We start from the raw sequence: 25,102 nt of genomic DNA, 5'->3' as shown, positions 1-25,102 counted from the left end.
GTTGCGCCATTCCCTGGCCAAAACGTCGGGTTTTCTGATAAGCGATGAAAACCATGGCGTTTAAGAAGATTTTCTCACTCGCAGATACCACTCACTTAACAGGCGTACCTGCTTACGGGTATAGCCTTTAGTGACCATACGCTCCACAAACTCATCGTGTTTCTTTTGATCATCGGAAGATGTCTTGGTATTAAAAGAGATCACGGGTAGCAAATCTTCGGTATTTGAGAACATTTTCTTCTCGATGACAGTGCGTAATTTCTCGTAGCTGGTCCACATGGGATTATTGCCATTGTTATTGGCTTTAGCCCGTAAAACGAAATTGACAATTTCATTACGAAAATCTTTTGGATTTGAGATGCCCGCCGGTTTTTCGATCTTTTCCAGTTCATTGTTCAATGCACTGCGATCGAGGATTTGACCGGTTTCTGCATCCCGATATTCCTGATCCTGGATCCAAAAATCCGCATAAACGACGTAGCGGTCAAAGATGTTTTGCCCGTACTCAGAATAGGATTCGAGATACGCGGTTTGGATTTCCTTGCCGATAAACTCGATATACTGAGGGACCATGTAACCCTTAATAAACTCCAGATAGCGATCGGCAGTTTCTTTTGGCAACTGCTCACGTTCTATTTGTTGTTCCAGCACGTAAAATAAATGAACCGGATTCGCGGCCACTTCATTGTGATCAAAGTTAAAAACACGGGAAAGAATTTTAAACGCAAACCGCGTGGATAAACCGGTCATGCCCTCATCTACGCCCGCATAATCACGATATTCCTGATAGGATTTGGCTTTCGGATCGGTGTCTTTTAAGGTTTCACCATTGTACACCCGCATTTTTGAATAAATGCTGGAGTTTTCAGGAACAACAAGACGGGATAACACGGTAAACTGGGCAAGAATGTCTAATGTTCCGGGCGCACATTGAGCATCCACCAATTCCGAGTTTTTCAATAATTTCTGATAAATTTTAATCTCTTCTGCCACCCGCATACAGTATGGGACTTTGACGATATATACCCGATCCAGAAACGCTTCGTTGTTTTTGTTGTTCTTGAATGACTGCCATTCAGACTCATTCGAATGCGCAAGGATAATGCCGTCAAAAGGTAATGCCGACAACCCTTCGGTCGAATTGTAGTTTCCTTCCTGCGTTGCGGTGAGAAGCGGGTGTAACACCTTAATCGGTGCTTTAAACATTTCCACAAACTCCATCAGGCCCTGGTTAGCCCGACATAAGGCACCAGAATAGCCATAGGCATCGGGATCATTTTGGGCAAAATGCTCAAGCTGACGGATGTCGACTTTGCCGACTAATGAAGAAATATCCTGATTGTTGTCATCGCCTGGCTCGGTTTTGGCGATTGCGATTTGGTCGAGAATTGATGGGTAGACTTTTACCACTTTAAATTGGGCAATATCGCCTTTGAATTCGTGCAAGCGTTTCGCGGCCCAGGGCGAGATAATGCCATTCAGGTAACGACTCGGGATATTGTATTCTTGTTCAAGGATTTTGCCGTCATTGTCGACATCGAATAACGACAGCGGGTGATCGTTTACCGGGCTACGCTGGCCATTGGCACTGAGCACATAGATGGGTTGTGACTGCATCAGAGTTTTTAGTTTCTCCGCCAGTGACGATTTACCGCCACCAACCGGACCGAGCAAATACAGAACCTGTTTCTTCTCTTCCAGCCCTTGCGAGGCGTGCATCAGGTAGGAAACGATTTGCTCAATGGCGTCTTCCATACCGTAAAATTCAGAAAAGGCCGGATATCTGGCGATTACCCGATTGGAAAAAATTCGGCTTAGCACGGGTTGCCGGGCGGTGTCGATCATCTCCGGTTCACCAATTGCCGCCAACAACCGTTCGGCCGCGTTGGCATAGGCCATTTTATCGTCACGACAAAGCTCAAGAAACTGCGCTAGAGTATACTCCTCTTCCTGGGCCTGATCGTAGCGGCTTTGAAACTGCTGAAAAATACTCATAGTTGCCCCCACAAAATCATTCCACTGTTAGCTCTGGTTCTCTTTCGGGGTTAATTTAGCGGCGAATAGCATTGCGTTTTTTATACCTACATCTCACTACATTATTCTCAGTGAGCTCATACACTCAAGTCTACTCAGATAGTCTCAGATACTTTCCCGCTTCTACTGACAGAACAAGAAAGTTCATTTATATCATCGCGTGTATTTGCTCACAGGCTTTAACTTGAAAGATCAACAGGCCTTGTTTATTAGACCGCAAAAGCGGCCATTAATTTAAATATAAGCGTAAATTTTGTCCTGCGCCTGTCCTTTGCACGATTAATTGCGAATTTGTATTTTTGAAAAAAGATGCTAAATCAGCGGGTTATGAAGTTGACGCACAGCAATAAATAAAGCCCCGTCGGTGCGGGGCGTAGCGGTGTTTTCAGGTATTTATAAGGGTTTTGTGATTAATGGCTTACTCTGACAGTGCCACTGACGGTACTCGCTTTTACAGACGCCGCACCCGAGCCTAGCCGAGTTTCCAAACGACTACTGGGACCATATTTGGCCTTAACCACCTTATCGTCCGATATCTGGTTGATGATTTTACCGCCAGCATTACTGTCGATGCGCACGCTGACATTGGCACCTTCCTGGATGGTGAATTTCAGATTGCCGCTCACTGAGGACATTTTTACAATACCATCATCCATTAACACGACATTGGCATCCACATCGCCACTAACGCTGGATAACGACAGATTAGACAAGCCTCGATAGTTTACATCGAGATCGCCGGAAACCACATTGGCGGCCACATTGCTGGCCTCACCGCTGGCATCAATATCGCCACTTACCGCATTTAACTCAACCGTACCATTAGCGTTTTTATCACGAATGTCTCCGCTAACGGTGGATAAGGAAATTTTGCCGGTTAAATCTGAACTTTCAATATCACCACTCACAGTCTCAAGGCGCACTTTCTGGGCCAGTTTTTTCGCTTTTATGTCACCACTAACGGTTTTTAAGTGAGCGGCCTGCGTCAGGTTTTCGGCGGATACACTGGAAGATACCCCTGAAAATTTCAATTTCGCCGCTACCGGAATGTTTACAAGCAAATCCGTTTCTTGCTGCTTCGTACCCCAAAAACTCTGATTGATCTCGGCTGGCATTTTTACCTTGATATATATCGTGTTGCCTTTTTGCTCAAAGATAAAATCGGTGGCCATTTCATCGATGACGCCCTTAACCGAGACTTCATCGCCATCGTTCCCGAATATATCAACCTTACCTCGCATGTTTTCAATCACCACACTGACCTCGCCATTTACCGATAAACGCTGGTCAATGTTGCGCTCGTCTATGGCAAACGCTGAACTTATCGCGGTGGAGAAAAGCAGGAAAATGTATAGTAAGCGCATTGTTCTAACCTCTTATATGGTTTGCCATTTCGGGCTATATAGTTGTTCCAGCAAGTTTAATTCCTGCTTCTGGGTCCACTTCAACAGATTCAATAAATCCGCATTCTGAGGATCGTCTTGCAACGCCGCTAACAAAGATTCACGAGCAGATTGAATTTCTTCAAATTGCTGGCGAATATCCTGTGGTAATTTGTTCAAATCAGGCTTACCAAAGCTAACCAGCATGTTTTGTTTTTCCTGATGGTATTGCTGTTCAATCATTTCAACGACAGTTAGTTGCGGTATCTGCTCGGCACGGTTTTGATAGTTAAAGGTAACAATGATTGCCAATACGACGGAAGCCGCCCACGCCAGGGGCTGAAAGTTAGCCCGAATAATATTACCTTTACTTTGTTCGGCAACAGGTTCTGAGTGTTGCTGACTTTTGATTTCAATAGCCCGTTCAATACCTTGCCACAAATCGCGTTGCGGCTTGATATCTGCTGACAGGTCATCAATGTGTTGTTGAAGCTGCTGTTCGTTCATTGTTTGTTTCATGATCACAACCACTCCTGTAATAATTTTTTGGCTCTATGGTAATGGGATTTACTGGAGCCTACGGCTATATTTAACATGCTGGCAATTTCTTCATGACGATAACCCTCAACCGCAAACATCACAAAAACTAACCGGGCTTTTTCAGGTAATTTCATAATGGTTTTATCCAAATCTGACAATTCCGGATGTTCATTGATGGTCGGCTCCGTGGTATGGGTTTCTTCAATGCTGAACATGCGTTGCATCCAGTTTTTTTGTTTACGCAGATGGCTCAACACCGTATTGGTTGCGACGGAATGTAACCAGGTGGAAAACTTGCTGTCGCCACGAAAATTCTTTAATTTCAACCAAACCTGCACAAAAACTTCCTGAGCAACGTCTTCTGCTTGATCCCGCTGCGCCAACATTCGCATACACAATGCATACACTCTGCCGATGTGCAGCAGATACAACTGCTGGAATGCCTGTCGGTCTCCGTTTTTGGCGAGCTCAATCCACTCCTGCTCCTGTTTGGAAGCAAACAGTTGCTGAGCATCAATCACGGTTTGTTGTCCTGATAGAGTCACTGAATTTCGCATTTAATTGGTTTGATTAGTAGGATGCAGTATCTGATAAAAAGGTTTAAAGCGAAATAAAAAATATAAGACTTCTTGACTCTGACCCCCTTATTTTGAGGTATTTGAGACAGTGGTTGGGCAGGTTTTGAGGCTGAGTACGACAGTCAGGCCGATGGCCAGAAAAATCCCGACGAAAATTTTTAGCCAAGTGTCCTGCAAAGCAAAAAACAAACTGTAACTACCAAAAACCAGGATCATAATGACCGCGATAATTTTGGTTCTGCGGCTAATACAGCGATGTTGCTGCCAGTTTACGATTAACGGCCCAAATAAGGCATTATTGCGTAACCAGCAATGAAGTTTAGGGGAGGACTTGGCGAAACAGGCGGCGGCCACTAAAACAAATGGTGTGGTTGGCAACCCTGGCAAAATGGCACCTAAGGTTGCGAGGCCAACCATGAACAGCCCCAATAATAGATAGGCATAGCGAGTTAGCATCTATGCCTCTTAGTTACAGTTGTTTAATTTCAATATTGGCTTCACGGGTATAGCCGGTTACCGCAAGAGCATCAATATACTCCTGCCATAAACGATGTTGATTATGGGCATACTCATGCAATAACACCTGTCGGTAAACCGCCTGGTGTTGATCGTCAAATTGAATACGCAAACCGTGCTTGGCAACATTATCTATCGCTGAAATCGCCACCAGTTTTTTATTGCTTACCGGTGGCTTGGGCTTACCTTTTACTGAGGTTTGCTCCAGCGGCGAATAGACCCGCAAAAACTCCGCACTTAGCTCAGCGACGAACGCATCATCAAATGTTAATGTAAGGCTACGTTTCGCCTTATTATAAACAATCTCCGTCACGGCCATGGTCTATCTCCTTTATTGGGGAAAGCCGGTTTGAGCATTAAGGCTCAAACCTTTCGCTTTATAAGATAAAGCGGCTTAGATCTTCATCCTGAACCAAAATTTCTAACTTATTCTGCACATAAGCTTTATCGATAGTCACCAGATTACCACTGTGATCATCGGCATGGAATGATAAATCTTCCATCAGACGTTCCATCACGGTATGCAAACGGCGAGCACCGATATTTTCCGTGGTTTCATTCACTTGCCAGGCCGCCGTTGCCAGCGCCTGAATGCCATCATCCGAAAACTCAATCTGCACACCTTCGGTAGCCATTAACGCGATATATTGCTCCGTTAATGACGCATTGGGTTCGGTTAATATACGCACAAAATCTTCGGTATTCAGGGCTTTTAATTCAACCCGGATCGGTAAGCGCCCCTGCAACTCAGGGATTAAGTCAGAAGGTTTGGCCATCTGAAATGCACCGGATGCAATAAATAAGATATGATCGGTTTTCACCATACCATGTTTGGTCGACACCGTTGAACCTTCCACTAATGGCAATAGGTCACGCTGTACACCTTCGCGGGAAACATCCGGACCAGAGGTATCACCACGCTTACAAATCTTGTCAATCTCATCAAGGAACACAATGCCATGTTGCTCCACGGCTTCCAACGCTTTTTCTTTTAGCTCATCCGGGTTTAGTAGCTTTGCAGCCTCTTCTTCCTGCAAGGCTTTAAAAGCGTCTTTGATTTTCAGCTTACGTTTTTTGCTCTTATCCTGTGACAAGTTCTGAAACATACTCTGCAATTGCGATGTCATGTCTTCCATGCCTGGAGGCGCCATAATTTCCAATCCAACCTGGGGTTGCACCACATCGATTTCAATTTCTTTATCATCGAGTTTGCCTTCACGCAGTTTTTTGCGGAAAACCTGACGGGTCGAGGAATTATCAGTATCTTCCTGTTCACCAAAACTGTTGCGAGGCGCAGGGATCAACACATCGAGGATACGCTCTTCTGCCGCTTCTTCGGCAAGGTGACGAACGCGTTGCATCTCATGCTCTTTGGTCATTTTCATCGCCATATCCGTCAAATCACGAATAATGGTTTCTACTTCTTTGCCGACATACCCGACTTCGGTAAATTTGGTTGCTTCCACTTTAATAAAGGGTGCTTTGGCGAGCTTTGCCAGACGGCGGGCGATTTCAGTTTTACCAACACCGGTTGGACCAATCATCAATATGTTCTTTGGGGTAACTTCGGCGCGCAACTCTTCGTCAAGTTGCATCCGGCGCCAGCGATTTCTTAATGCAATCGCAACCGCCTTTTTGGCATCCATCTGGCCGATAATGTGTTGATCAAGTTCATGGACAATTTCACGGGGAGTCATGTTAGACATTAAAATAATTCCTTAACCTATAATTCATCGATGGTTAAATTCTGATTGGTGAATACACAGATATCACCAGCAATCTTAAGAGATTTCTCAACGATATCGCGTGCCCCAAGTTCGGTATTTTCAAACAGAGCCGTTGCTGCCGCCTGGGCATAGTTACCACCGCTGCCGATAGCAATTAAGTCATTTTCAGGCTGCACCACATCCCCATTACCGGTAATGATTAACGAAGCCGTGTGATCAGCAACCACCAGCATGGCTTCTAAACGACGCAATGCCCGATCACTACGCCAGTCTTTGGCTAGCTCAACGGCGGCTTTGGTTAAATGACCCTGGTGCATTTCCAGTTTATTTTCAAAACGCTCAAACAAGGTAAAAGCATCAGCAGTACCACCGGCAAAGCCAGCTAAAACCTTGTCGTGATATAGACGACGTACTTTGCGAGCATTGCCTTTCATCACGGTGTTGCCCAGAGAAACCTGACCATCACCACCAATACATACTTTGCCATCACGGCGCACTGAAACAATCGTTGTCACTATCGACCCCTTATAAAGATTGACACTTAATGATTGATATTATTGCAGGAGTTCTCGCTGCAAAGCCTATTCTTTAAGTGTGTCATCGCACGAACAGAATGCCAGTTTTGGGTGGCTTCTGTGCGCGAGATTTAATAAATGCTTATTAGGGTATGTGGGAATGGTTAGGCTGGATTTCAAGACCAGGGGTAGATCACGCAACCATTAATTTGGTTGCTGCGCAATTCATGCTTAATTCTTTCTGCGGCACGTTTGTTGTCAAAAGGACCAAGTACCACTTTATACCAAACACCGTTGGAGCCCTCACTGCGACGTACATCGGAAGCCTGGCCGGTGGAGAAAGCGATTTTTGCTTTTAGCTCTTCGGCTTTTTGACGGGAACGCAAAGATGCACACTGCAATTTACGTTTTTTGGGATCGGAAACGTCATAGCCACCGCTGACTTCGACCTTTTTTTCAGGCAAGGTAGTCCAAAACGCTAATTCTTCTTTCGGTTTTTCCGGCAATGGATCTGAATTTTCCTGTGTCTGTTGTTGCACTTCAGCGATCTGTGATTCCAGCGGTTGTCCCTGTTCGGCCATAGGCCCTGGATTTTCATTGATAAAATTCAGGAAATACACCACACCACCGACGATTGCGATTGCAACCGTACTGACAATACGAAGCTTCCAATCGGCCGGCGCTTTTTTCTTAGTGGTGCGCTTTGCCCGATAAGGGCTGTTCTTCTTTTTCGGACGAGTTTTGGAAATATAATCTTTATGAGCCATGTTTTATGTCGATGCCTGAACGAATACCATTACTTACAGGTAGATGTTCAATCCAAAGCCTCCATTCATCTATTGTCAGACGTATACGTGCAAGCACCTTGCCTGATTCTGGCTTATTGAACACCTGTTTATAATACCAATCACATTAAATTCTCACTGCGTGAGTAATAATTTAATGTGATTGTCTAAAGGTTTGGTAACCCTTGATCCTAAGGGCAATTCTATCGAACCTGATCAGAATGTACAGCGTTAATCTTTGCTAATTCAATGCGCTTGTGTTTTGTCATTAAAAGAATGTTTCGGTTACAGCAAATTTGCCCTTAGTTCTGGTGAGCAAAGGTCTGTAAAAAATTACCAACTCATATCCTGTGGATCAATATCTACGTGCCACCGCACTTTATTTTTATCGGCATGTTGTTCAGCGTTGAAGATAAGCATCTGCGTGGTTTTATGAAGACTTTGTCGATCTTTACCTAACACCGTCAGGTGAAAGCGAAACTTACCCGCCTTTTTCTCCATCGGTGCCGCAATGGGACCACAAAGCGCACAATCACCGGCCGCCAAATCACTGCTGATGTCTCGCAAAAATCGTTCGGGTAGATAGGCATGATTGGCTTCTGCCCGGAAAAGCGCCTGAAAGGTAAACGGTGGCATTAATGCCTGACTGCGCTCTACTAAAGCAAAGCGAGCGAAATGTTTATAGCCATTATTGATGAGATCCTGCAACAGCGGATGTTGCGGGTAGTGGGTCTGAATTAACACCTTGCCGGGTTTACTGGCGCGTCCCGCACGACCAGCAACCTGAACCAATAATTGCGCCAGTTTTTCAGGTGCGCGAAAATCATAGCTAAATAGTGCACCGTCAACATCCAGCATGACCACCAAAGTGACATTTGGAAAGTGGTGACCTTTGGCCAGCATTTGCGTGCCAACCAAGATTTGATATTCGTTATTGGCAATGGCTTCCAGATGTTTTTCCAGCTCGCCTTTGCGGCGCGTACTATCCCGGTCAATCCTTACTGAATTAAATTGCGGGAACAATTCTTCCAAACGCTGCTCAAGTTGCTCGGTTCCCTGTCCCAAGGGTGCCAGACGGATACTGCCACAACTTTGACATTGTTTATGTACCCGCTTTTGGCTGCCACAATGGTGACAAACCAGTAATTGTTGATTGTGATGGAATGTATAAGGGCGATTGCAGCGTTGGCATTCACAGACCCAGTGGCACTCTTTGCAGGAAATCGCCGGCGCAAAGCCACGGCGATTCAAAAACAATAATACCTGTTCACCTTTATCCAGAGTAGCCCGCATCGCTTGCTGCACTTGGTGAGATAAACCATGTACCAATGGCTGAGTGGTAATATCCACCAGATGCATGCTGGCTAATTTACTGCTTCCAGGGCGCTGGGTGAGCTGATGGTAGTGATAGCGCTTTTCTCGGGCATTATGCAGTGACTCTAAGGATGGCGTCGCACTGCCAAGCATCACTGGTATTTTTTGTTGGTTGCCTCTAAGAATCGCTAAATCGCGACTGTGATAACGAAACCCTTCCTGTTGCTTTAATGACCCATCATGCTCTTCATCGACAATAATCAAGCCGAGATTGGGCATCGGGGTAAACACCCCAGAGCGGGTAGCGAGCACAATGGCTGCACTTCCTAATCGGGCGGATTGCCAGGTTTGTAATCGCTCACCATCGTTCAGACCGCTGTGATGCAGCATAATAGGGACGTTGAAGCGCTGTTCAAAACGATGCAATGTTTGCGGCGTCAAACCGATTTCCGGGACAATAACCAGAACCTGCTGATGTTGTTGTAACACTTTTTCCATCACCTGCAGGTACACTTCGGTTTTACCGCTACCGGTAATACCGTCAATTAAATGGCAGGAAAACTGATTAAGGTGTTGATTAATTTGACTGACCACCAGTGCCTGTTCGGTGGTTAACTGCAATTTGTTTTCCTCAGACACTACCGAGTCATCAAAGCGAAACACCTTATTAGGCAACCTGGATTCTAGTAATAATCCCTTATTTATTAGTGCGTTTAATTGAGCCTTAGTAAACCCGGAAAATCGTATTTGTGGCCAGGTCATCACCCCTTGCTTTTGCAGTAAGGCAAACAGCGACTTTTGTTTAATCGCCGTCTTGCTGATGGTCGCCAGTTTTTCAGTTAATTGCTGCGCTGGCAGTTGTGGGTCGACCTGCCAGCACAATGGTTGCCTTAAATCGATTTCATTGGCTTGTCTGAGCAATACCGGTAGCGCCTGAGCAAAAACATCGCCGACCGGGTGATGATAATAGCGGGCGCAGGTAAGCAAAAATTTAACCTGTTGTTCATTTAAGTGGCTCTCTGCCGGTAATATTCCTTGTATGTCTTTGATCTTGTCGGCAGCAAGTTGATTGTCGTTTTCCTCACCAAGTACCACACCAATTAATGTTCGATTGCCAAACGGCACCTGAACTCTGGCGCCAATAGAAACCTGCGTCTCAGACAGGCGCTGAGGCAAACCATAGGTGAAGGTCTGACGCATGGGTACGGGAATAGCAATATTGAAAAAGCGCTGGGGTTGACTCAAAAACGTTCCTTAATTGACAACACATGACAAGTTCCATTTTCGTCCGCCAAAACCTAGGTACGACCATCCTGATATCGTACGATATGACCTGATAGAACTGTTGCCTGTAAGCGCCTATTTTGACCTGTCTCAATTTAATTGGCAATCGCTTAAATCCGCAAACCCAAATCGCCGCGATCTTCAGGATGTAGCTTGTTGACCTGCCTCCTGAAAAACAAAGATCATCGTCCATACACAATCCGGCAAAGGACAGAACAGAAGGGAGAATGACGAAAACAGAGAAAATCGTTTTGCTACAGCAATATTGCGCCTAAAAAACGTTCATTTTTTAACATTTTTTGTTGATCCCAGTCCTATGATCCCGTATGATTCGCCACCTTATTGATAACTCGTATGGTATCTGGCATTGGACCAGATGGCGATGCGGCCTTAAAACAGAGGTTTTCCATGAAAGACGGTATTCACCCAAATTACACAGCTATCAAGGCAACTTGTTCTTGTGGCAACGTAATCGAAACACGCTCAACGTTGGGCAAAGATATTTACCTGGACGTATGTTCTGAATGTCACCCATTCTACACTGGTAAGCAAAAAGCTGCTGAAACCGGTGGTCGTGTTGACAAGTTCAACAAACGTTTTGGTGTGTTGGGCAAAAAATAATTGCCAGACAAACAAAACAAAAAAAGCGCCTTTCGGCGCTTTTTTTGTTTCTGCTCAAGATTCTCCTGAACAGCCCCTTGTGCCCTGTCACCACCACGTTATACTGTGGTTAGATAGCAATTAGTGCCCCCGTATAAACTGGAGATTTCCATGGAATACAACACCTCAGAGTTATGTAACCTGTATACAGATATGGTCGATGTACTTGAGCCAATGCTGAGCAATTATGGGGGCCGAAGTTCTTTTGGCGGACAGGTTGTCACCATTAAGTGCTTCGAAACCAACGGCCTTATTACCCAGGTGGTAGAAAATGATGGTACGGGTAAAGTGTTAGTGATTGATGGTGGAGGCTCTTCACGTAAAGCGTTAATTGATGCCTACATCGCCGACGCTGCCGCGAAAAATAACTGGGAAGGTATAATTTGTTACGGCAGTGTTCGTGACGTTGATGCTCTGGAAGAAATCGATATTGGCATTCAGGCAATGATTTCTATTCCTGTCGGTGCGGTGGACAATGACGATGGAGAAATGGACGTACCCGTTAATTTCGCCGGCGTAACCATACTGCCAGAAGATCACATCTATGCCGACAATACCGGTATCGTACTTTCCCCAGATCCTTTAGATATTGAATAAGGCTCTGTGCTCGAATGCGTATTAACTGGCTGCACCAATAAAAAAAGGAAGTTTAACACTTCCTTTTTTTATTGGTGCAGCCAATGTTCAGCGATTGCATCTTATACCAATCACATTACAACTGCTTTACGACATAGCCTTTATCCTGAAGCGCCTTAATCACGCCATCTTCGCCGACCAGATGAAGAGCACCAACCAGAACAAATTCCACTTCTTGGGTTTTGAAATAACCTTCAATGTCATCCATCCAATTATTGTTTCGCTCGACAATCAAAGATTCATAAGACTGGGGAAACTTCGCCACCCAATCGTTCATGGATAATTCAACCAATGCCTGACTATCACCCTGACGCCAGGCATCTTTCATTTGCGCCATCATATCGCCTAAACGCCCCATATCATCGAGCGAGTAATTGATAAATTCATCTTCATACCCTTCACCCATACCGGCAAGAAACTCAATTTGCTCTTCCGGTAATTCAAGATACTGAAATGACTTTTCGTCCTGATTACCCTGCTGAGTATAAAATGCATCAACGCCAGTGCCGAAAATACCTAATCGTTGTAATTCCAGCATTGTCAGGGTAATGGAGAGCATAGAAGGTTTCAGGGTTTTTAAATTTTCCGCCGGTAAACCTCGCTCCTGCATGTAGGCATCTAATCGCTTTACGGTTTCAGGCTTTAACACATCGGCATAGGTGCGACCATCCAGATACATCATTTTTTGCATCATTGCCTGTTGAAACTGTGGCGTTTGAGCGGCACTCATATCCATTTCCAATACCAGCACTTGCGATTGTTTATAGGCTTTATCGAAGGCTTCAGGTAATGGGTAATCGCTTTGCGCTAACACGTGTACGGTACCACCTAAGAACACCGTTTGACCGTCTTTACTTACCTGCCAAACGGATGACTTTGCGTTGGCAAACATGGCCATAAAAGATAGAGAGATTACCACGCTAAACTTCCATATTTTTAACATTTACTTTCCTTAATAGAATGAAGGTTAGGACTAACATACTGTTTTATAATCATATATTGAGTTGAACAGGGGCATTTGTAAAATACTTTTTGCAGCCACCATCATTAGCTTATGACAAAATTACGAACAACATCAATGGGCTTTTGCATTATGCATTCATGACTCTCCATCAATGCAGGGTATCAGCGCCGGCGCTCATCAGGTATCCGGAGTATATACGGGCTCATATCGCCCAAAACTTCATGGCGTTTATGACTATATCAATCACACTAATACCAATCACATTAAGTTTGTGCACAGCTCAGTGTTAGAGCCGCAACTGGGCCTGGGATAAACTACCAAAGGGTGAGCTTTAAAATTAGTTTTTCTGTAGACAACAAAAAGGGAGCAACAAAGCTCCCTTATCATTTTGCAAATAATCGCTATTTCCGAAAATCGATATCAGTCTGGGCCGCGAAGTAAGCAAACATGGTATATACCGCAGTGTTCTGACGTAAATCGTCCGGATTTACCTTATCCAAGGTATCATTCATCGTATGATGCACATCGAAATATTTCGAACCATCCGGCGCAAAACGAGCTGCAGGCACCCCTTCTTTAGTCACCAGGCTCATATCTGACTGGCCCTGGGCATTGTTTACCGGGTTAAATGAAACGCCAAGAGGCGCTAAAACCTGAGCAAACTCGCGCACATCTGCCAAGGCTTCGGCGCCAACTCCGGTTTTAAATTCATAGATACGACCGAGGCCAAAATCCCATTCTGCAGCAATGACATGATTGGGCAGATTGTCTCTATGAACGTCAACATACTCTTTTGCCCCCAATAAACCCACTTCTTCACCAGCAAACAGGATCACACGAATAGTGCGCTTAGGACGTTCCTTTAAACTTGCAATATGCGAGGTCGCGGCCATCATCATCGCCATACCTAAACCGTCATCAACGGCTCCTGTACCAACATCCCAGCTATCTAAATGAGCGCCTAACGCGACAATTTGCTCTGGGAATTCAGAGCCGGTAATTTCACCAATAACATTAGCCCCTTTCACCGTGACTTTTTCATTACGAACGGCAGTAACTTTTAAGAAAAACTCCACCGGTTTGTCACGTTTGAATTGATTCACCAACATATCGGCATCAGGATTTGAAAGGGCAACAGCAGCGATGCGCTTAACACCGTCTTTATAGCGGGTAATACCGGTATGGCCAGCACGATTATCATCGGTACCAACAGAGCGCATAATAAATGCTACAGCGCCTTTTTCGGCAGCAACCTGAGCACCCATGACTCTGGCACCAACCGCTTTACCATACCCTTTTCCGCTTATGTGGCGCTCCATCCGATAGGATACAAAGGCAATTTTTCCGTCAAGGCTGCCCGGCTTAGCCGCTTTTAAAGCATCAAAATCTTCAAAGTGTACCACTTCAGCCTGAATGCCCTGCTCCCCGGTCCCCACACTTTCTCCTAATGCGATTGCCACAACGGGCTGCGGGAAAGGTGCTACCACTTTCGCTTCAACATCACCGCGAATCCATTGATAATGGGTCACGTCTTCGGTCCAAACTTTATCAAAACCCAGATCTTTCATCTTTTCGATTGACCAGGCAATGGCGCGCTTGTCGCCTTCGGTGCCGATCATTCGTGCACCCACTTCCGTGGTAAGTGACTCTAGGATTTCATAGGAAAGTTCCGAATTAATCGAGGTCTCCTGGAGCGTTTGTAATTGTTGTAGTTCTTGCTCATTGAGAAACTCAGCACGAGCAACAAAAGCACTTAACGTAAACATTGCCAATACAGCAATTTTAGGCATGCGGGTCAACATAAGATTCCTTATACTTCTTCGAACGTATTCATCAGCGGCTGCGGTTGCGATTTACGCGGACGAATAACAGGTTTGGATTTTACTTTCCCTGATGTTTTCACATCACGTAAAGCTATTAAACATGGCGTTAAGATTAGCGTTAATAGAGTTGCAAAGGCTAAGCCTCCCGCTACTGCCGTGGCCAGCTGCGACCACCATTGTGTAGATGGTGCACCAAAAGTAATTTCCCGGGTAATAAAGTCGATATTCATCTGCAACACCATGGGCAATAATCCAAGAATGGTGGTGATGGTTGTTAGCATTACCGGGCGCAAGCGTTGAGCGCCGGTGCGAAGTATCGCTTCTTTGGCTTTTAGGCCTTGCTTGCGCAAAACATTATAGGTATCAATCAATACAATATTATTATTCACCACTATCCCGGCCAGGGAAATGACACCCAGACCCGACATAACAATGCCAAACGGTTTGCCTGCTAGATATAGGGCGAAAAATACCCCAACGGTGGAAAACAAAACCGCAGATAAGATCAGGAACGCCTGATAAAAACTATTAAACTGGGTCACCAGAATAATCGCCATAACAAACAGAGCAACGAAAAAGGCGTTAATCAAAAAGCTTTGAGATTCCATTTGATCTTCATTCTGGCCTTTCACTTCCATGCTGACCTGGAACCAGTCAATGTCAGAATTTTGCATTTGCTTTTGCAGTTTCGGTAATTCTTTAACCAACTGCGCACCGGGCTTTAAGTCAGCTTGCACCACCACGACACGTTTAGCGTCTACCCGACGAATGGTATCGACTTTTTGCGCCGCTTTGCGTTCTACGAAATTCGTCACTGGAACCAAACCATCGAACGTCTTTAATCTTAAATCATCAAGTCGGGCAATATTACGTTTTTCAACCGGGAAGCGGACACGGATATCAAGTTCATCGTCGACATCATCTGGGCGATATTCGCCAAGTTTTAAACCATTGGTCACCATTTGTACCGAGGTGCCCACTAGTGTTGCATCGGCACTAAAGGTCGCGGCTAACGCTCTATCGACTTCCAGTTGCCATTCAATTCCTGGTTTTGATGAGGCATCCTCAATATTAGTGAAATTGCCATTAGCCTCTAACAACCGCCGTGCCGTTCGGACACTGTCTTGAAGTAACGTTGGGTTTCGGGAGGCGAATTCGATTTTCAAATCTTTCCCTTGTTGCGGGCCATTTTCATCTTTTCGAACTTCCACTTCGACACCCGCATAATCGGCAAATCGTTGATGTAAGTCGTCTATGACCTCATTGGCAGGTCGTCGAGCTTGCCAGTCCTTGAGATTGATTCGAAAGGTACCAACCAGATCATTACCACCGGTACGGGTGTATAGCGAATCAATATCATCGATATCCAGCGTACGGCGTTCAATTTCGCGCATGATGTCGTCTTTTTCGTGAATCGACAAATCACCAAATGAGCGAACCGTCATATTCATGCCATCAGGTTCTACATCCGGAAAAAACACTGCCCCTAAATTGGAGTTTTGATAATTGACAATCACCGCGACCGCGAATGTTAATGTAAATCCAAGCACCATCAATGGATGCGCAATGGCTTTATCTAACAGTCGCACGTAGGAACCCTGCAGACCCGTTAACGAGTTAATGTCACCAGTTTCGGCCTGCAACATTTGTTGCTTTTGGCTGTCGCTGATCGCGCGACTCTTACCAAACAATGCGCCCATGGTTGGTACAAATACCAGCGCCATAAGTAATGAAGCCGCCAATACCGCAATTAAGGTAATTGGCATATATTTCATAAACTCGCCCATCATTCCGGGCCAGAATAGCAAAGGCGCAAAGGCCGCTAATGTGGTTGCGGTAGAAGCAATAATCGGCCAGGCCATACGCCTTGCTGCCAGAGCATAGGCTTGTTTTTTGGCCATGCCTTCGCTCATTTCCCGATCCGCAAATTCGGTGACAACAATGGCACCATCAACCAACATACCAACGGCCATAATCAGAGCGAATAAGACAACGATATTGACGGTTAAGCCAAATACCGATAACACCATGATACCGGTTAAGAAGGAACCCGGAATGGATAACCCCACCAGTAAAGCCGTTCTGGCACCAAGCGCTGCGATGATGACGATAACCACCAAAAGCACCGCCAAAATAACATTATTTTGCAGGTCGGTGAGCATGTCTTTGACGAACTTAGACTGGTCACCAACGTAATCGACACGAATATGTTGCGGCCATAATTTCCGCTCTTGTGCAATCAGGGCTTTGACTTGTTCAACGGTTTGAATAATGTTCTGGCCCGGACGTTTTTTGACTTCAATTGAAATAGCCCGCTGGCCATTTAATCGGGCAAACGATGTTGGATCTTTGTATGAACGACGTACAGTGGCAACATCTTGAAAACGAATGACCCGATCCCCTTCCACTTTAACCGGAAGTTCATATAAATCTTTTACCGATTCAAATACCGATGGAACTTTAATGGCGAATCGCCCTTTACCGGTATCCATGGTTCCGGCAGGCACAAGGCGGTTATTGCGCGATACTAAATCAAAAATATCGTTTTGATCCAGCCCATAACTTTCCATCAACAGCGGATCGACGATGATCTCCAGCATATCTTCACGGTCGCCACCAATATCCACTTCCAGCACCTGCGGCATCGCGGCGATTTTGTCCTGCATATCACGGGCAATGGTAATCAAACCTCGTTCCGACACCGGGCCCGATAAAAATACGATAACCGCCGGTTGTTGATTAGCCATAGTCACTTCCCGAACTTCTGGCTCTTCGGTTTCATCGGGCAGTTTGGCTTTGGCCAGGGTAACCTTGTCTCGGACATCGGCCAGGGCCTCTTTGGGATCGAGACCGGCAACGAACTCTAAGGTCACGCTGGCGTGACCTTCGCTGGCATTAGAACGCATTTCATCTACGCCCTCAATGGACTTGAGCTCGTTTTCCATGGGCCGTACTAACATACGCTCCGCATCTTCCGGTGAAATGCCATCATGGATCATCGAAACGTAAATTACTGGAATGGTGATATCCGGATTGGATTCTTTAGGAATGGAGTAATACGTGACACCGCCGGCAAGCAGCAGCAAAATAAAGATCATTAATACTGAGCGGGTGCGAAATAATGCGGCATCAATCAATGCAAGCATTGGTTTATGGCTCCACAGGTGCAGACGTTATCGCCTGAACATTATCTCCAGGTCGGACAAACCCCTGTCCCAGAGTAATAATTTGCACGTTATCATCCAGCCCCGCCAGCCAAACCCCATCTTCTTCGCTTTTTACCATTTGAATTGGGGTAAATTTCACCACACCATCGACAACGGTTTTCACGCCAATATTGCCAACTTCATCAAGGGTAAGAATTGCCGGTGACACTTTTATCGCTTGCACTTCCTGTAACGGTAGTTCGACTTCCGAACTGATCCCGGCACGATAGCGATAATTCGGGTTAGCAATAGCGATTTCCGCTTTAAAGGTATTGGTTTGTTCATTGGCCACACTGGCAAGATAACGCAGTGTCCCGGTTAAATCCCGATGCGCTAGTAGGTGAATATTGGCCGATTGACGCTCTTTTACCTGAACAATTTGATTTTCGGTCAAATGCGCCCGAATCACCAAAGGATCTAAATCGGCGATGATGGCAATTTCATCGCCCGGTGTTAAATAATCGCCAACTTCAACCATGCGTTCATTAAGCACGCCAGAAAACGGTGCCACAACCGTGGTGTTATCTATATCCGCTTGGGTCTGCGCCAATAAGGCTTTGGCGTCAGTTACGTCCGATAACTTTTGCGCCAGCGCGGATTCGCCCTGAAAACCACCGCTATACAATTTTTTAGTGCCGTAATAATCAATTCGGCGCTGTTTTAACAGGGTTTGATAATGTTCAAGTTTGGCGGGTAAATCATTAAGGGCAATTTTGGCGATGACATCGCCTTTGTTTACAAAACTGCCTCGTTCGGCAAACACTTCACTGATCGCGCCTTTCACCTGAGCCCGCAGGGTAACGATACGATCCGGTTCAGTACGACCATAAAGTTGGATGGTATTAATAATGGTCTGGCTTTGGAAGGTCTCAACTTTGACCTGAGGTAAGGGTAACTCTTCAATGCCAGTCTCTTCATCACTGGTAGATTTGAAGAAAAAACCGCTTACAAGCCATAAGATCAGCAAGATGCTGATAATAATAGCTATTGTATATGGGCTTTTAGTATCGCCAGATGGAACCGAAGAAGTCACTTGCAGTAAAGACCTTGCAAAAACACGTATCCCCAGTGTAAAAAATTCTGTCTGAATAAGCATCAATTTTTTCTAAATTGATGCAAACCTCATTGAAAAATCAGAGAAATTGGGAAACGTTAGATGGAAAATGAAGAACCACAACCACATGTGGTTTCGGCATTAGGGTTATCCACCAGAAAGCGCGCGCCTTCCAGCCCCTCAATGTAGTCTACGGTTCCACCGACCAAATATTGCAAGCTCATCGGGTCAACCACCATAGTTACGCCCTGCTTTTCAATGGTCATATCGCCTTCGTTAACTTTTTCATCAAAGGTAAAGCCGTACTGGAAACCTGAACAACCACCGCCGGTAACATACACGCGCAGTTTTAACTCAGGATTTTCTTCCTCGCTGATCAATACTTTGACTTTATTGGCAGCAGCATCGCTGAATTGAATTGGCATTTCTGGAGTCGACATAAATCTCACTTGCTTGGTATGTGAAAAAACAGTAATCCGGACGTCACGCCCAGCAGGAGCAGATTATCTTAAACCCGACAAGTTTAATCAAGTATTAGCATGCAAATAGCACAATTTGATAACGATTAATCAACCAACCGTTAAATATCGGGTTAATTTCCTAACGAAGACTCTTCTTCCGGCCAGGGATAGGACTCTTGCAAGCGACGATATTTTTGCTGCCCTTTGGCTGGTAATATGGCGGCCACTTCGATTTTCTCAGGAACGAAGCCTTCCGGCAGATTAAAATCTCCTTCAATCACCTGGAAATAGCGGAAGTTAAATCCGCGCTTTTTACTATCAAGATCCGATACATTGGCCAGTTTAATCGTAGCTGGACGATTGTTTAGGCTACCCACAAATTCAACTTCAATATGACCAGACGCAAAGCGCTTGGATTTTAACTGCTGGACTAACACAACTTTCAAGCGATAATGATTATCACTGGCACTTGGGGTTACCGAGACTTCGTCAATCACAAACCCTTGAGCCTGCTTTTCGGGCGCCATAATTTTTTCATAAAACGCCAGCTGTTTTTTCAATTCATATTGCTGCTTTTCCAGTTCGTCGAGGTTTTCCATCGCATCCTGGTTGGCAAGGCGTTCAATTTCCAGTTCGACATTGAGGATATTAATTTTACTTTGTTGTTCCTCGTTCAAACGATACAAACGATCAAGGCGCTCATTTTGAGTAACGATGATTTTTTCCTGATGGCCCTGATAGAAGTTACCAATACGATAGGCAATCTGGCTGATGATCAGAAGTGTTATCAGGGTGAGGATCCAGAGCTTGAATGCACCAAACCTCTGATGTAGTCCCGCAAATGTTATTTTTTTTAACCAATTCATTATTAACGTATTTCTACTGCACTTATGTTAAACTGCATTGCAATGGTTATACCGATTCAGGTATGAGAACAAACTAGCACAGACTTACACCCTGAGGGAAGAATGGCATTAGCCAATTTAAGAATAAAACTCGCAAAACCAGAGCCTTCCTGGCAACTGTGTCTGTTAGGGGTATTGGGCGCAACCATTGCAGCCATCTTCATTATTCTTTTTCGTCTGGCGTTTGAAAATATACAGGCAATTTATCTACAAAATATTGATGACTTCTCTAGCTTAACAGAATTCCAACGCTTTATAACCCCAGTTATTGCCACTTTAGGGATCTTATCTGTTGCCTGGATAACCGGCTTTCAATATACGCGTAGTGGTATTCCATTTGTCATTCATCGTCTCAAATCTGCCTATGGCGCTATCCCTTTCCTCAATACCATCAATCAGTTTTTCGGCAGTATTTTTGCACTAGCCGGCGGTTTTTCGGTGGGTCGAGAAGGCCCTGCGGTTCACATTGGCGCTGCCTGCAGTACGATTTTGGCAAAACGTTTTTCCTTACCACAAAACTCCATGCGTACCCTGTGTGCCTGTGGCGTTGCGGCGGGCATTGCGGCAAGTTTTAATACACCGTTAGCGGCGGTCATCTTTGTTATGGAGGTTATTTTAAGAGAATACAAACTGCACATGTTCGTGCCAGTCATTCTTGCCTCCATCATCGGCTCTTTGATGACCCATGCGGTGTTTGGCTCTTATCATGAGTATGAGTTTTTCTCGTACTTGGTGATTGATTATTCCCATTATCCCTGGTTGATTTTGTTTGGCATCCTGCTTGGCGTGTTGGCAAAAGTATTTAACGTGGGCATGCTTGCCGTTATTCGGGTAAGTCAAAATCAACATATGACGGTGCGCTTGCTTGTTGCTGCGGTGATTATGGGCTTAATGGGGGTTTGGGTACCGGAAAGTATGGGTTCTGGTTTAAGCGCCATTGACCTTATCCTCGAAGAAGAAATGGTGTTTACCCTGGTCTTTAGCCTACTGTGTGCCAAGATGATTGCCACCATCGTCGTACTCGGGTTAGGTATCCCCGGCGGGATCATCGGACCGACATTAGGAATTGGTGCCATTGCCGGTGCCTTGATGGCCCTGTTTGTCAGTATCTTTTTCGACAATATGATGTTCGCCGGAGATTATGCATTATTGGGTATGGCAGGCATGCTCGCTGCGACCCTCAATGCACCATTGGCTGCGTTATTGACCATCATAGAATTGGCCGATCAGCTGCAGTTGGCGCTGCCTGCCATGGTCGTGATCACATCAGCTTATCTCACCTCAAGTCAATTTTTAAAGAACCGTTCAATCTTCTTGCAGCAACTGGAATTCCAGAATTTAAGTTATCAACCATCTCCTGTTGAAAATATTCTGCAAAAGTATGGAGTGCTGGCCTATCTCGAGGATAAATATCGAGTGGTTAAAGATACCGAAGAAGACAATTTATCGGAGATTATTCGAGCAACCCCTGGCGATGAACAGATCATTGTTCACTACCCTGCCGATGACGAAAACCCACAGCAGTTCAAACTGGTGCAATACGACTTGAATTTACACCCCTTGGAGCACGAAGGTCCGGCCTATCATTTAACAGCGATGCCGGCCGTTGACAGTCAGGCAACGCTGTCAGAAGCCTATTTTGCGCTTGTCGAAAAGCGCCAGGGTGCGGTATATGTTTACCACAAAGACCCGAGTCATATTATCGGTATCGTATCGTTTGATAGAATTCGGGGACTGTTAACCCAAGGAGCGATTTAATATGAGTTGGTATCTGGTGATTAAAGGCCTGCACATCATTTTCATGGTGGCCTGGTTTGCGGGTATTTTTTACCTGCCCCGGATATTTGTCTATCACGCTGAAAGTGATAGCGCTGAAGTACGCGCGCAATTAACTATCATGGCAAAACGGTTGCTGTATTTTATCACCCCATTTGCCCTATTAACCTTAGTCTTCGGGCTTGCATTAATCATGATGCAGGGCATCGAGTGGTTCCGCGTGTCTACCTGGCTGCATATCAAGCTGTTGCTGGTTACGATTCTCTATCTCTATCACGGCTACTGCTTTGTACTGCTGAAAAAATTCCAGAGTGACAGTAATCAACGTACCGGCCGGTTCTATCGTATTTTTAATGAAGTACCGGTACTGTTTTTATTCGCGATAATATTGTTAGCCGTTATTAAACCGTTTTTTGGTTAAGATCCTTGCCAGACAAGCGTATTAAAGACAGATTTGCGATAGCCGTTTCGGTTTTTCGTAGCCAGGGCTTAATGGCGTCAGATAATTACTATATTTTCGCGAAATATGCTAAAGTTGCGCCCAGTTTTGCCCTGCTAGTGAAATCCGAAAATGGGTTAAGGGCGATAGGTTAATTTCAGGTTTTGCTTTATGATGCAATTTCAAGGTAGCCACATTCTTTCTGTGGCCCAGTTTGATCGGGAATCAGTCTCACGCATTCTCGATGTTGCCAAATTAATGATCCCCTATGCGTGCCGGCAAAAACGCTGCCACGCACTCGAAGGTGCGATCCTCAATAATTTATTTTTTGAACCCTCGACCCGAACCCGGGTGTCATTTGGTACTGCGTTTCAGTTACTGGGTGGGTTTGTTCACGAAACTGTCGGTCAGGAAAGCTCCAGTTTATCGAAAGGCGAAAGCCTGTTTGATACTGCCAGAGTCATATCCGGTTATGCGGACGTTATCGCGATGCGCCACCCCGAAATGCATTCGGTCAGTCAATTTGCCGAAGGTTCGACGGTGCCGGTTATCAATGGCGGTGATGGAGCTAACGAACATCCGACCCAGGCATTATTAGATTTATTTACCATTGAGGCGGAAATGGCCCGTTTTGGCAAAGGCATTGACGATCTCAATATTGTTCTGATGGGCGACTTAAAACATGGCCGTACCGTACACTCTTTATCAAAGTTACTAAGCCTGTATAACAACCTGAACGTAACCTTACTTTCTCCAAATGCACTGCAAATGCCAACCTCGGTGATCGACGTGCTGGACAATGCCGGACACAAAATTACCGTCACCGATAATATGGCTGGAAACCTGGAAAGCGATGTGGTTTATCAAACACGAATCCAACAGGAACGCTTTGCCAGTAAGGAAGAAGCCGATCAGTATCGTGGCCACTTTAGCTTAAACAAACGGGTCTATGAGCAGTACTGTAAAGAACACACCGTGATCATGCACCCATTACCGCGAGATTCCCGACCAGAAGCGAATGAATTGGATGTGGACCTGAATGATCACAATAATCTGGCCATTTTCCGTCAGGCTCAAAATGGCGTACTCGTACGCATGGCCCTGTTCGCTCTGACGCTAGGGGTCGATGAAATTCTTCACAAATACGAAAAACCGGTAACCTGGTTTTCCAATAAACAAAAAAGTGAGTAACTATGTCTCATTCTGAACAATTATTTCAACAAGCACAGGATACGATTCCCGGTGGTGTAAATTCCCCCGTACGGGCATTTTCAAGCGTTGGTGGTACACCGTGTTTTATTAAACGCGCTGATGGTCCCTATATTTTCGATGCCGATGACAATAAATACATTGATTATGTTGGCTCTTGGGGACCAATGATTTTAGGTCATAATCACCCGGCAATTCGTGAAGCGGTTATTGATACCGCTCAAAACGGTTTGAGCTTTGGCGCACCAACAGAGCTAGAAATTACCATGGCCGAAAAAGTACGTTCCATTGTACCGTCGATGGAAAAGTTGCGAATGGTAAGCTCAGGTACAGAAGCAACGATGAGTGCGATTCGTTTGGCTCGTGGCTACACGGGACGCGATAAAATCCTCAAATTTGAAGGTTGCTACCACGGTCATGCGGACTCGTTGTTAGTCAAAGCGGGTTCCGGTGCCTTAACCCTGGGCGTGCCAAACTCACCAGGTATCCCAGAAGATTTTGCCAAACACACACTGACTGTCACCTTTAACGATTTGGACTCGGTCAAGCAAATATTTGCTGAATATGGCGATGAAATTGCCTGTATTATCGTCGAGCCGGTTGCCGGTAACATGAACTGTATTCCACCAGTACCAGGGTTTCTTGAAGGTTTACGCGCCATTTGTGATGATTACAAATCAGTGTTGATTTTAGATGAAGTGATGACCGGTTTTCGTGTTGCATTAGGTGGAGCACAAGAGTATTACAACATTAAACCTGACTTAACGACCTTAGGTAAAGTTATCGGTGGTGGTATGCCGGTTGGCGCGTTTGGCGGCAAAGCCGAGATTATGGATTACATTGCACCGGTAGGTCCGGTGTATCAGGCGGGCACCTTATCAGGCAATCCAATTGCCATGGCCGCGGGTTTAACGGCATTAAACTTGTTAAGTGAAACAGATCACCATACCGAGTTAGCTGCTAAAACCAAACGCCTGGCGGAAGGCTTTAAACAAGCAGCCGATGACGCGGGTATTGCAATGACGGTTAACTATGTGGGCGCGATGTTTGGTTTCTTCTTCACCGAACAGGAAACCGTAACCTCATTTAGTCAGGCGACCGCTTGCGATGGTGAACGATTTAATCGATTCTTCCACCTGATGCTCGATGAAGGTGTTTACCTGGCACCCAGTGCATTTGAAGCCGGATTCTTATCCACCGCTCACACGGATGAAGATATCGATGCAACAATCGCTGCGGCGGCGCGTTGTTTAAAAAACCTATAAGGCATGGCGCCACCTCCATCTGGATGGTG

General features: G+C 45.3%; 22 protein-coding genes. 6 read left to right on the top strand and 16 right to left on the bottom strand.

The genetic code is table 11. The features are described from left to right. Positions 1-60 precede the first annotated feature (60 nt). From ACHUFQ_RS05020 to priA, 10 genes are all read right to left on the bottom strand, one after another. Positions 61-1,995, bottom strand: a complete 1,935-nt coding sequence (locus ACHUFQ_RS05020) for a PrkA family serine protein kinase (RefSeq protein WP_394173566.1) — start codon at positions 1,993-1,995, stop codon at positions 61-63. Positions 1,996-2,444: 449 nt separating this feature from the next. Next, positions 2,445-3,398, bottom strand: coding sequence for a DUF4097 family beta strand repeat-containing protein (locus tag ACHUFQ_RS05015; RefSeq protein WP_394173564.1), 954 nt, complete (start codon positions 3,396-3,398; stop codon positions 2,445-2,447). 12 nt (positions 3,399-3,410) lie between these two features. Further along, positions 3,411-3,935 carry a hypothetical protein gene (locus tag ACHUFQ_RS05010; RefSeq protein WP_394173563.1) on the bottom strand — a complete coding sequence of 175 codons (525 nt, stop codon included), beginning with the start codon at positions 3,933-3,935 and terminating at the stop codon, positions 3,411-3,413. A gap of 2 nt (positions 3,936-3,937) precedes the next feature. Continuing rightward, the gene (locus ACHUFQ_RS05005; RefSeq protein ID WP_394173561.1) at positions 3,938-4,501 is read right to left on the bottom strand and encodes an RNA polymerase sigma factor; all 564 of its coding nucleotides are present in this window, start codon (positions 4,499-4,501) and stop codon (positions 3,938-3,940) included. 99 nt (positions 4,502-4,600) lie between these two features. Beyond that, positions 4,601-4,990 carry a YbaN family protein gene (locus ACHUFQ_RS05000; RefSeq protein ID WP_394173559.1) on the bottom strand — a complete coding sequence of 130 codons (390 nt, stop codon included), beginning with the start codon at positions 4,988-4,990 and terminating at the stop codon, positions 4,601-4,603. A 13-nt stretch (positions 4,991-5,003) separates the two neighbouring features. Next, positions 5,004-5,369 (bottom strand): gamma-butyrobetaine hydroxylase-like domain-containing protein, encoded by a 366-nt coding sequence (locus ACHUFQ_RS04995; protein WP_394173557.1) that lies wholly within the window; start codon positions 5,367-5,369, stop codon positions 5,004-5,006. Positions 5,370-5,427: 58 nt separating this feature from the next. Continuing rightward, positions 5,428-6,756, bottom strand: coding sequence for an HslU--HslV peptidase ATPase subunit (gene hslU / locus ACHUFQ_RS04990; RefSeq protein WP_394173555.1), 1,329 nt, complete (start codon positions 6,754-6,756; stop codon positions 5,428-5,430). A gap of 17 nt (positions 6,757-6,773) precedes the next feature. Next, a complete protein-coding gene (hslV, locus tag ACHUFQ_RS04985) occupies positions 6,774-7,292 on the bottom strand; it encodes an ATP-dependent protease subunit HslV (protein ID WP_143579630.1) in 519 nt (172 codons plus the stop codon). A gap of 176 nt (positions 7,293-7,468) precedes the next feature. Continuing rightward, entirely contained in the window at positions 7,469-8,059 is a 591-nt protein-coding gene (locus tag ACHUFQ_RS04980; protein ID WP_394173553.1) for an SPOR domain-containing protein, read from the bottom strand. A gap of 351 nt (positions 8,060-8,410) precedes the next feature. Beyond that, positions 8,411-10,636: a primosomal protein N' gene (gene priA / locus ACHUFQ_RS04975; RefSeq protein ID WP_394173551.1), complete on the bottom strand. Its 2,226-nt coding sequence runs from the start codon at positions 10,634-10,636 to the stop codon at positions 8,411-8,413. Positions 10,637-11,083: 447 nt separating this feature from the next. On the opposite strand from priA, the gene rpmE reads away from it, so the two are divergent. Further along, positions 11,084-11,296 (top strand): 50S ribosomal protein L31, encoded by a 213-nt coding sequence (rpmE, locus tag ACHUFQ_RS04970; protein ID WP_138320271.1) that lies wholly within the window; start codon positions 11,084-11,086, stop codon positions 11,294-11,296. A gap of 150 nt (positions 11,297-11,446) precedes the next feature. Next, the gene (rraA, locus tag ACHUFQ_RS04965) at positions 11,447-11,932 is read left to right on the top strand and encodes a ribonuclease E activity regulator RraA (RefSeq protein WP_394173549.1); all 486 of its coding nucleotides are present in this window, start codon (positions 11,447-11,449) and stop codon (positions 11,930-11,932) included. A gap of 115 nt (positions 11,933-12,047) precedes the next feature. On the opposite strand, the gene ACHUFQ_RS04960 is transcribed toward rraA, so the two are convergent. The 6 genes from ACHUFQ_RS04960 to ACHUFQ_RS04935 form a co-directional block, all read right to left on the bottom strand. Beyond that, positions 12,048-12,914: a TraB/GumN family protein gene (locus tag ACHUFQ_RS04960; RefSeq protein WP_394173547.1), complete on the bottom strand. Its 867-nt coding sequence runs from the start codon at positions 12,912-12,914 to the stop codon at positions 12,048-12,050. A 422-nt stretch (positions 12,915-13,336) separates the two neighbouring features. Then, complete coding sequence (locus tag ACHUFQ_RS04955) at positions 13,337-14,737, bottom strand: M20/M25/M40 family metallo-hydrolase (protein ID WP_394173545.1); 1,401 nt, start codon at positions 14,735-14,737, stop codon at positions 13,337-13,339. Between the two features lie 8 nt (positions 14,738-14,745). Then, positions 14,746-17,904, bottom strand: coding sequence for an efflux RND transporter permease subunit (locus ACHUFQ_RS04950; RefSeq protein ID WP_394173544.1), 3,159 nt, complete (start codon positions 17,902-17,904; stop codon positions 14,746-14,748). 4 nt (positions 17,905-17,908) lie between these two features. Then, on the bottom strand, positions 17,909-19,060 hold the full coding sequence (locus ACHUFQ_RS04945; protein ID WP_394173542.1) for an efflux RND transporter periplasmic adaptor subunit: 1,152 nt from the start codon (positions 19,058-19,060) through the stop codon (positions 17,909-17,911). Positions 19,061-19,116: 56 nt separating this feature from the next. Next, positions 19,117-19,458 carry an iron-sulfur cluster insertion protein ErpA gene (erpA, locus tag ACHUFQ_RS04940; protein WP_394173540.1) on the bottom strand — a complete coding sequence of 114 codons (342 nt, stop codon included), beginning with the start codon at positions 19,456-19,458 and terminating at the stop codon, positions 19,117-19,119. A gap of 152 nt (positions 19,459-19,610) precedes the next feature. Beyond that, on the bottom strand, positions 19,611-20,345 hold the full coding sequence (locus ACHUFQ_RS04935; RefSeq protein WP_394173538.1) for a DUF6776 family protein: 735 nt from the start codon (positions 20,343-20,345) through the stop codon (positions 19,611-19,613). 102 nt (positions 20,346-20,447) lie between these two features. Between ACHUFQ_RS04935 and ACHUFQ_RS04930 the strand changes: the two genes are divergently transcribed. The 4 genes from ACHUFQ_RS04930 to hemL all read left to right on the top strand — a co-directional run bounded on the left by ACHUFQ_RS04930 (position 20,448) and on the right by hemL (position 25,073). Beyond that, complete coding sequence (locus tag ACHUFQ_RS04930) at positions 20,448-22,142, top strand: chloride channel protein (RefSeq protein WP_394173536.1); 1,695 nt, start codon at positions 20,448-20,450, stop codon at positions 22,140-22,142. Position 22,143: 1 nt separating this feature from the next. Next, the gene (locus ACHUFQ_RS04925) at positions 22,144-22,581 is read left to right on the top strand and encodes a CopD family protein (protein WP_394173534.1); all 438 of its coding nucleotides are present in this window, start codon (positions 22,144-22,146) and stop codon (positions 22,579-22,581) included. A gap of 189 nt (positions 22,582-22,770) precedes the next feature. Further along, entirely contained in the window at positions 22,771-23,790 is a 1,020-nt protein-coding gene (locus tag ACHUFQ_RS04920) for an aspartate carbamoyltransferase (RefSeq protein ID WP_394173532.1), read from the top strand. A 2-nt stretch (positions 23,791-23,792) separates the two neighbouring features. Then, positions 23,793-25,073, top strand: a complete 1,281-nt coding sequence (gene hemL, locus ACHUFQ_RS04915) for a glutamate-1-semialdehyde 2,1-aminomutase (protein WP_394173530.1) — start codon at positions 23,793-23,795, stop codon at positions 25,071-25,073. The last annotated feature ends 29 nt before the right edge of the window (positions 25,074-25,102 follow it).

The organism is Thalassotalea litorea (assembly GCF_043642205.1).
In the GTDB taxonomy this organism is placed as follows: Bacteria; Pseudomonadota; Gammaproteobacteria; order Enterobacterales; family Alteromonadaceae; genus Thalassotalea_A; species Thalassotalea_A litorea.
This window is presented reverse-complemented; position numbering and strand designations above follow the sequence as displayed.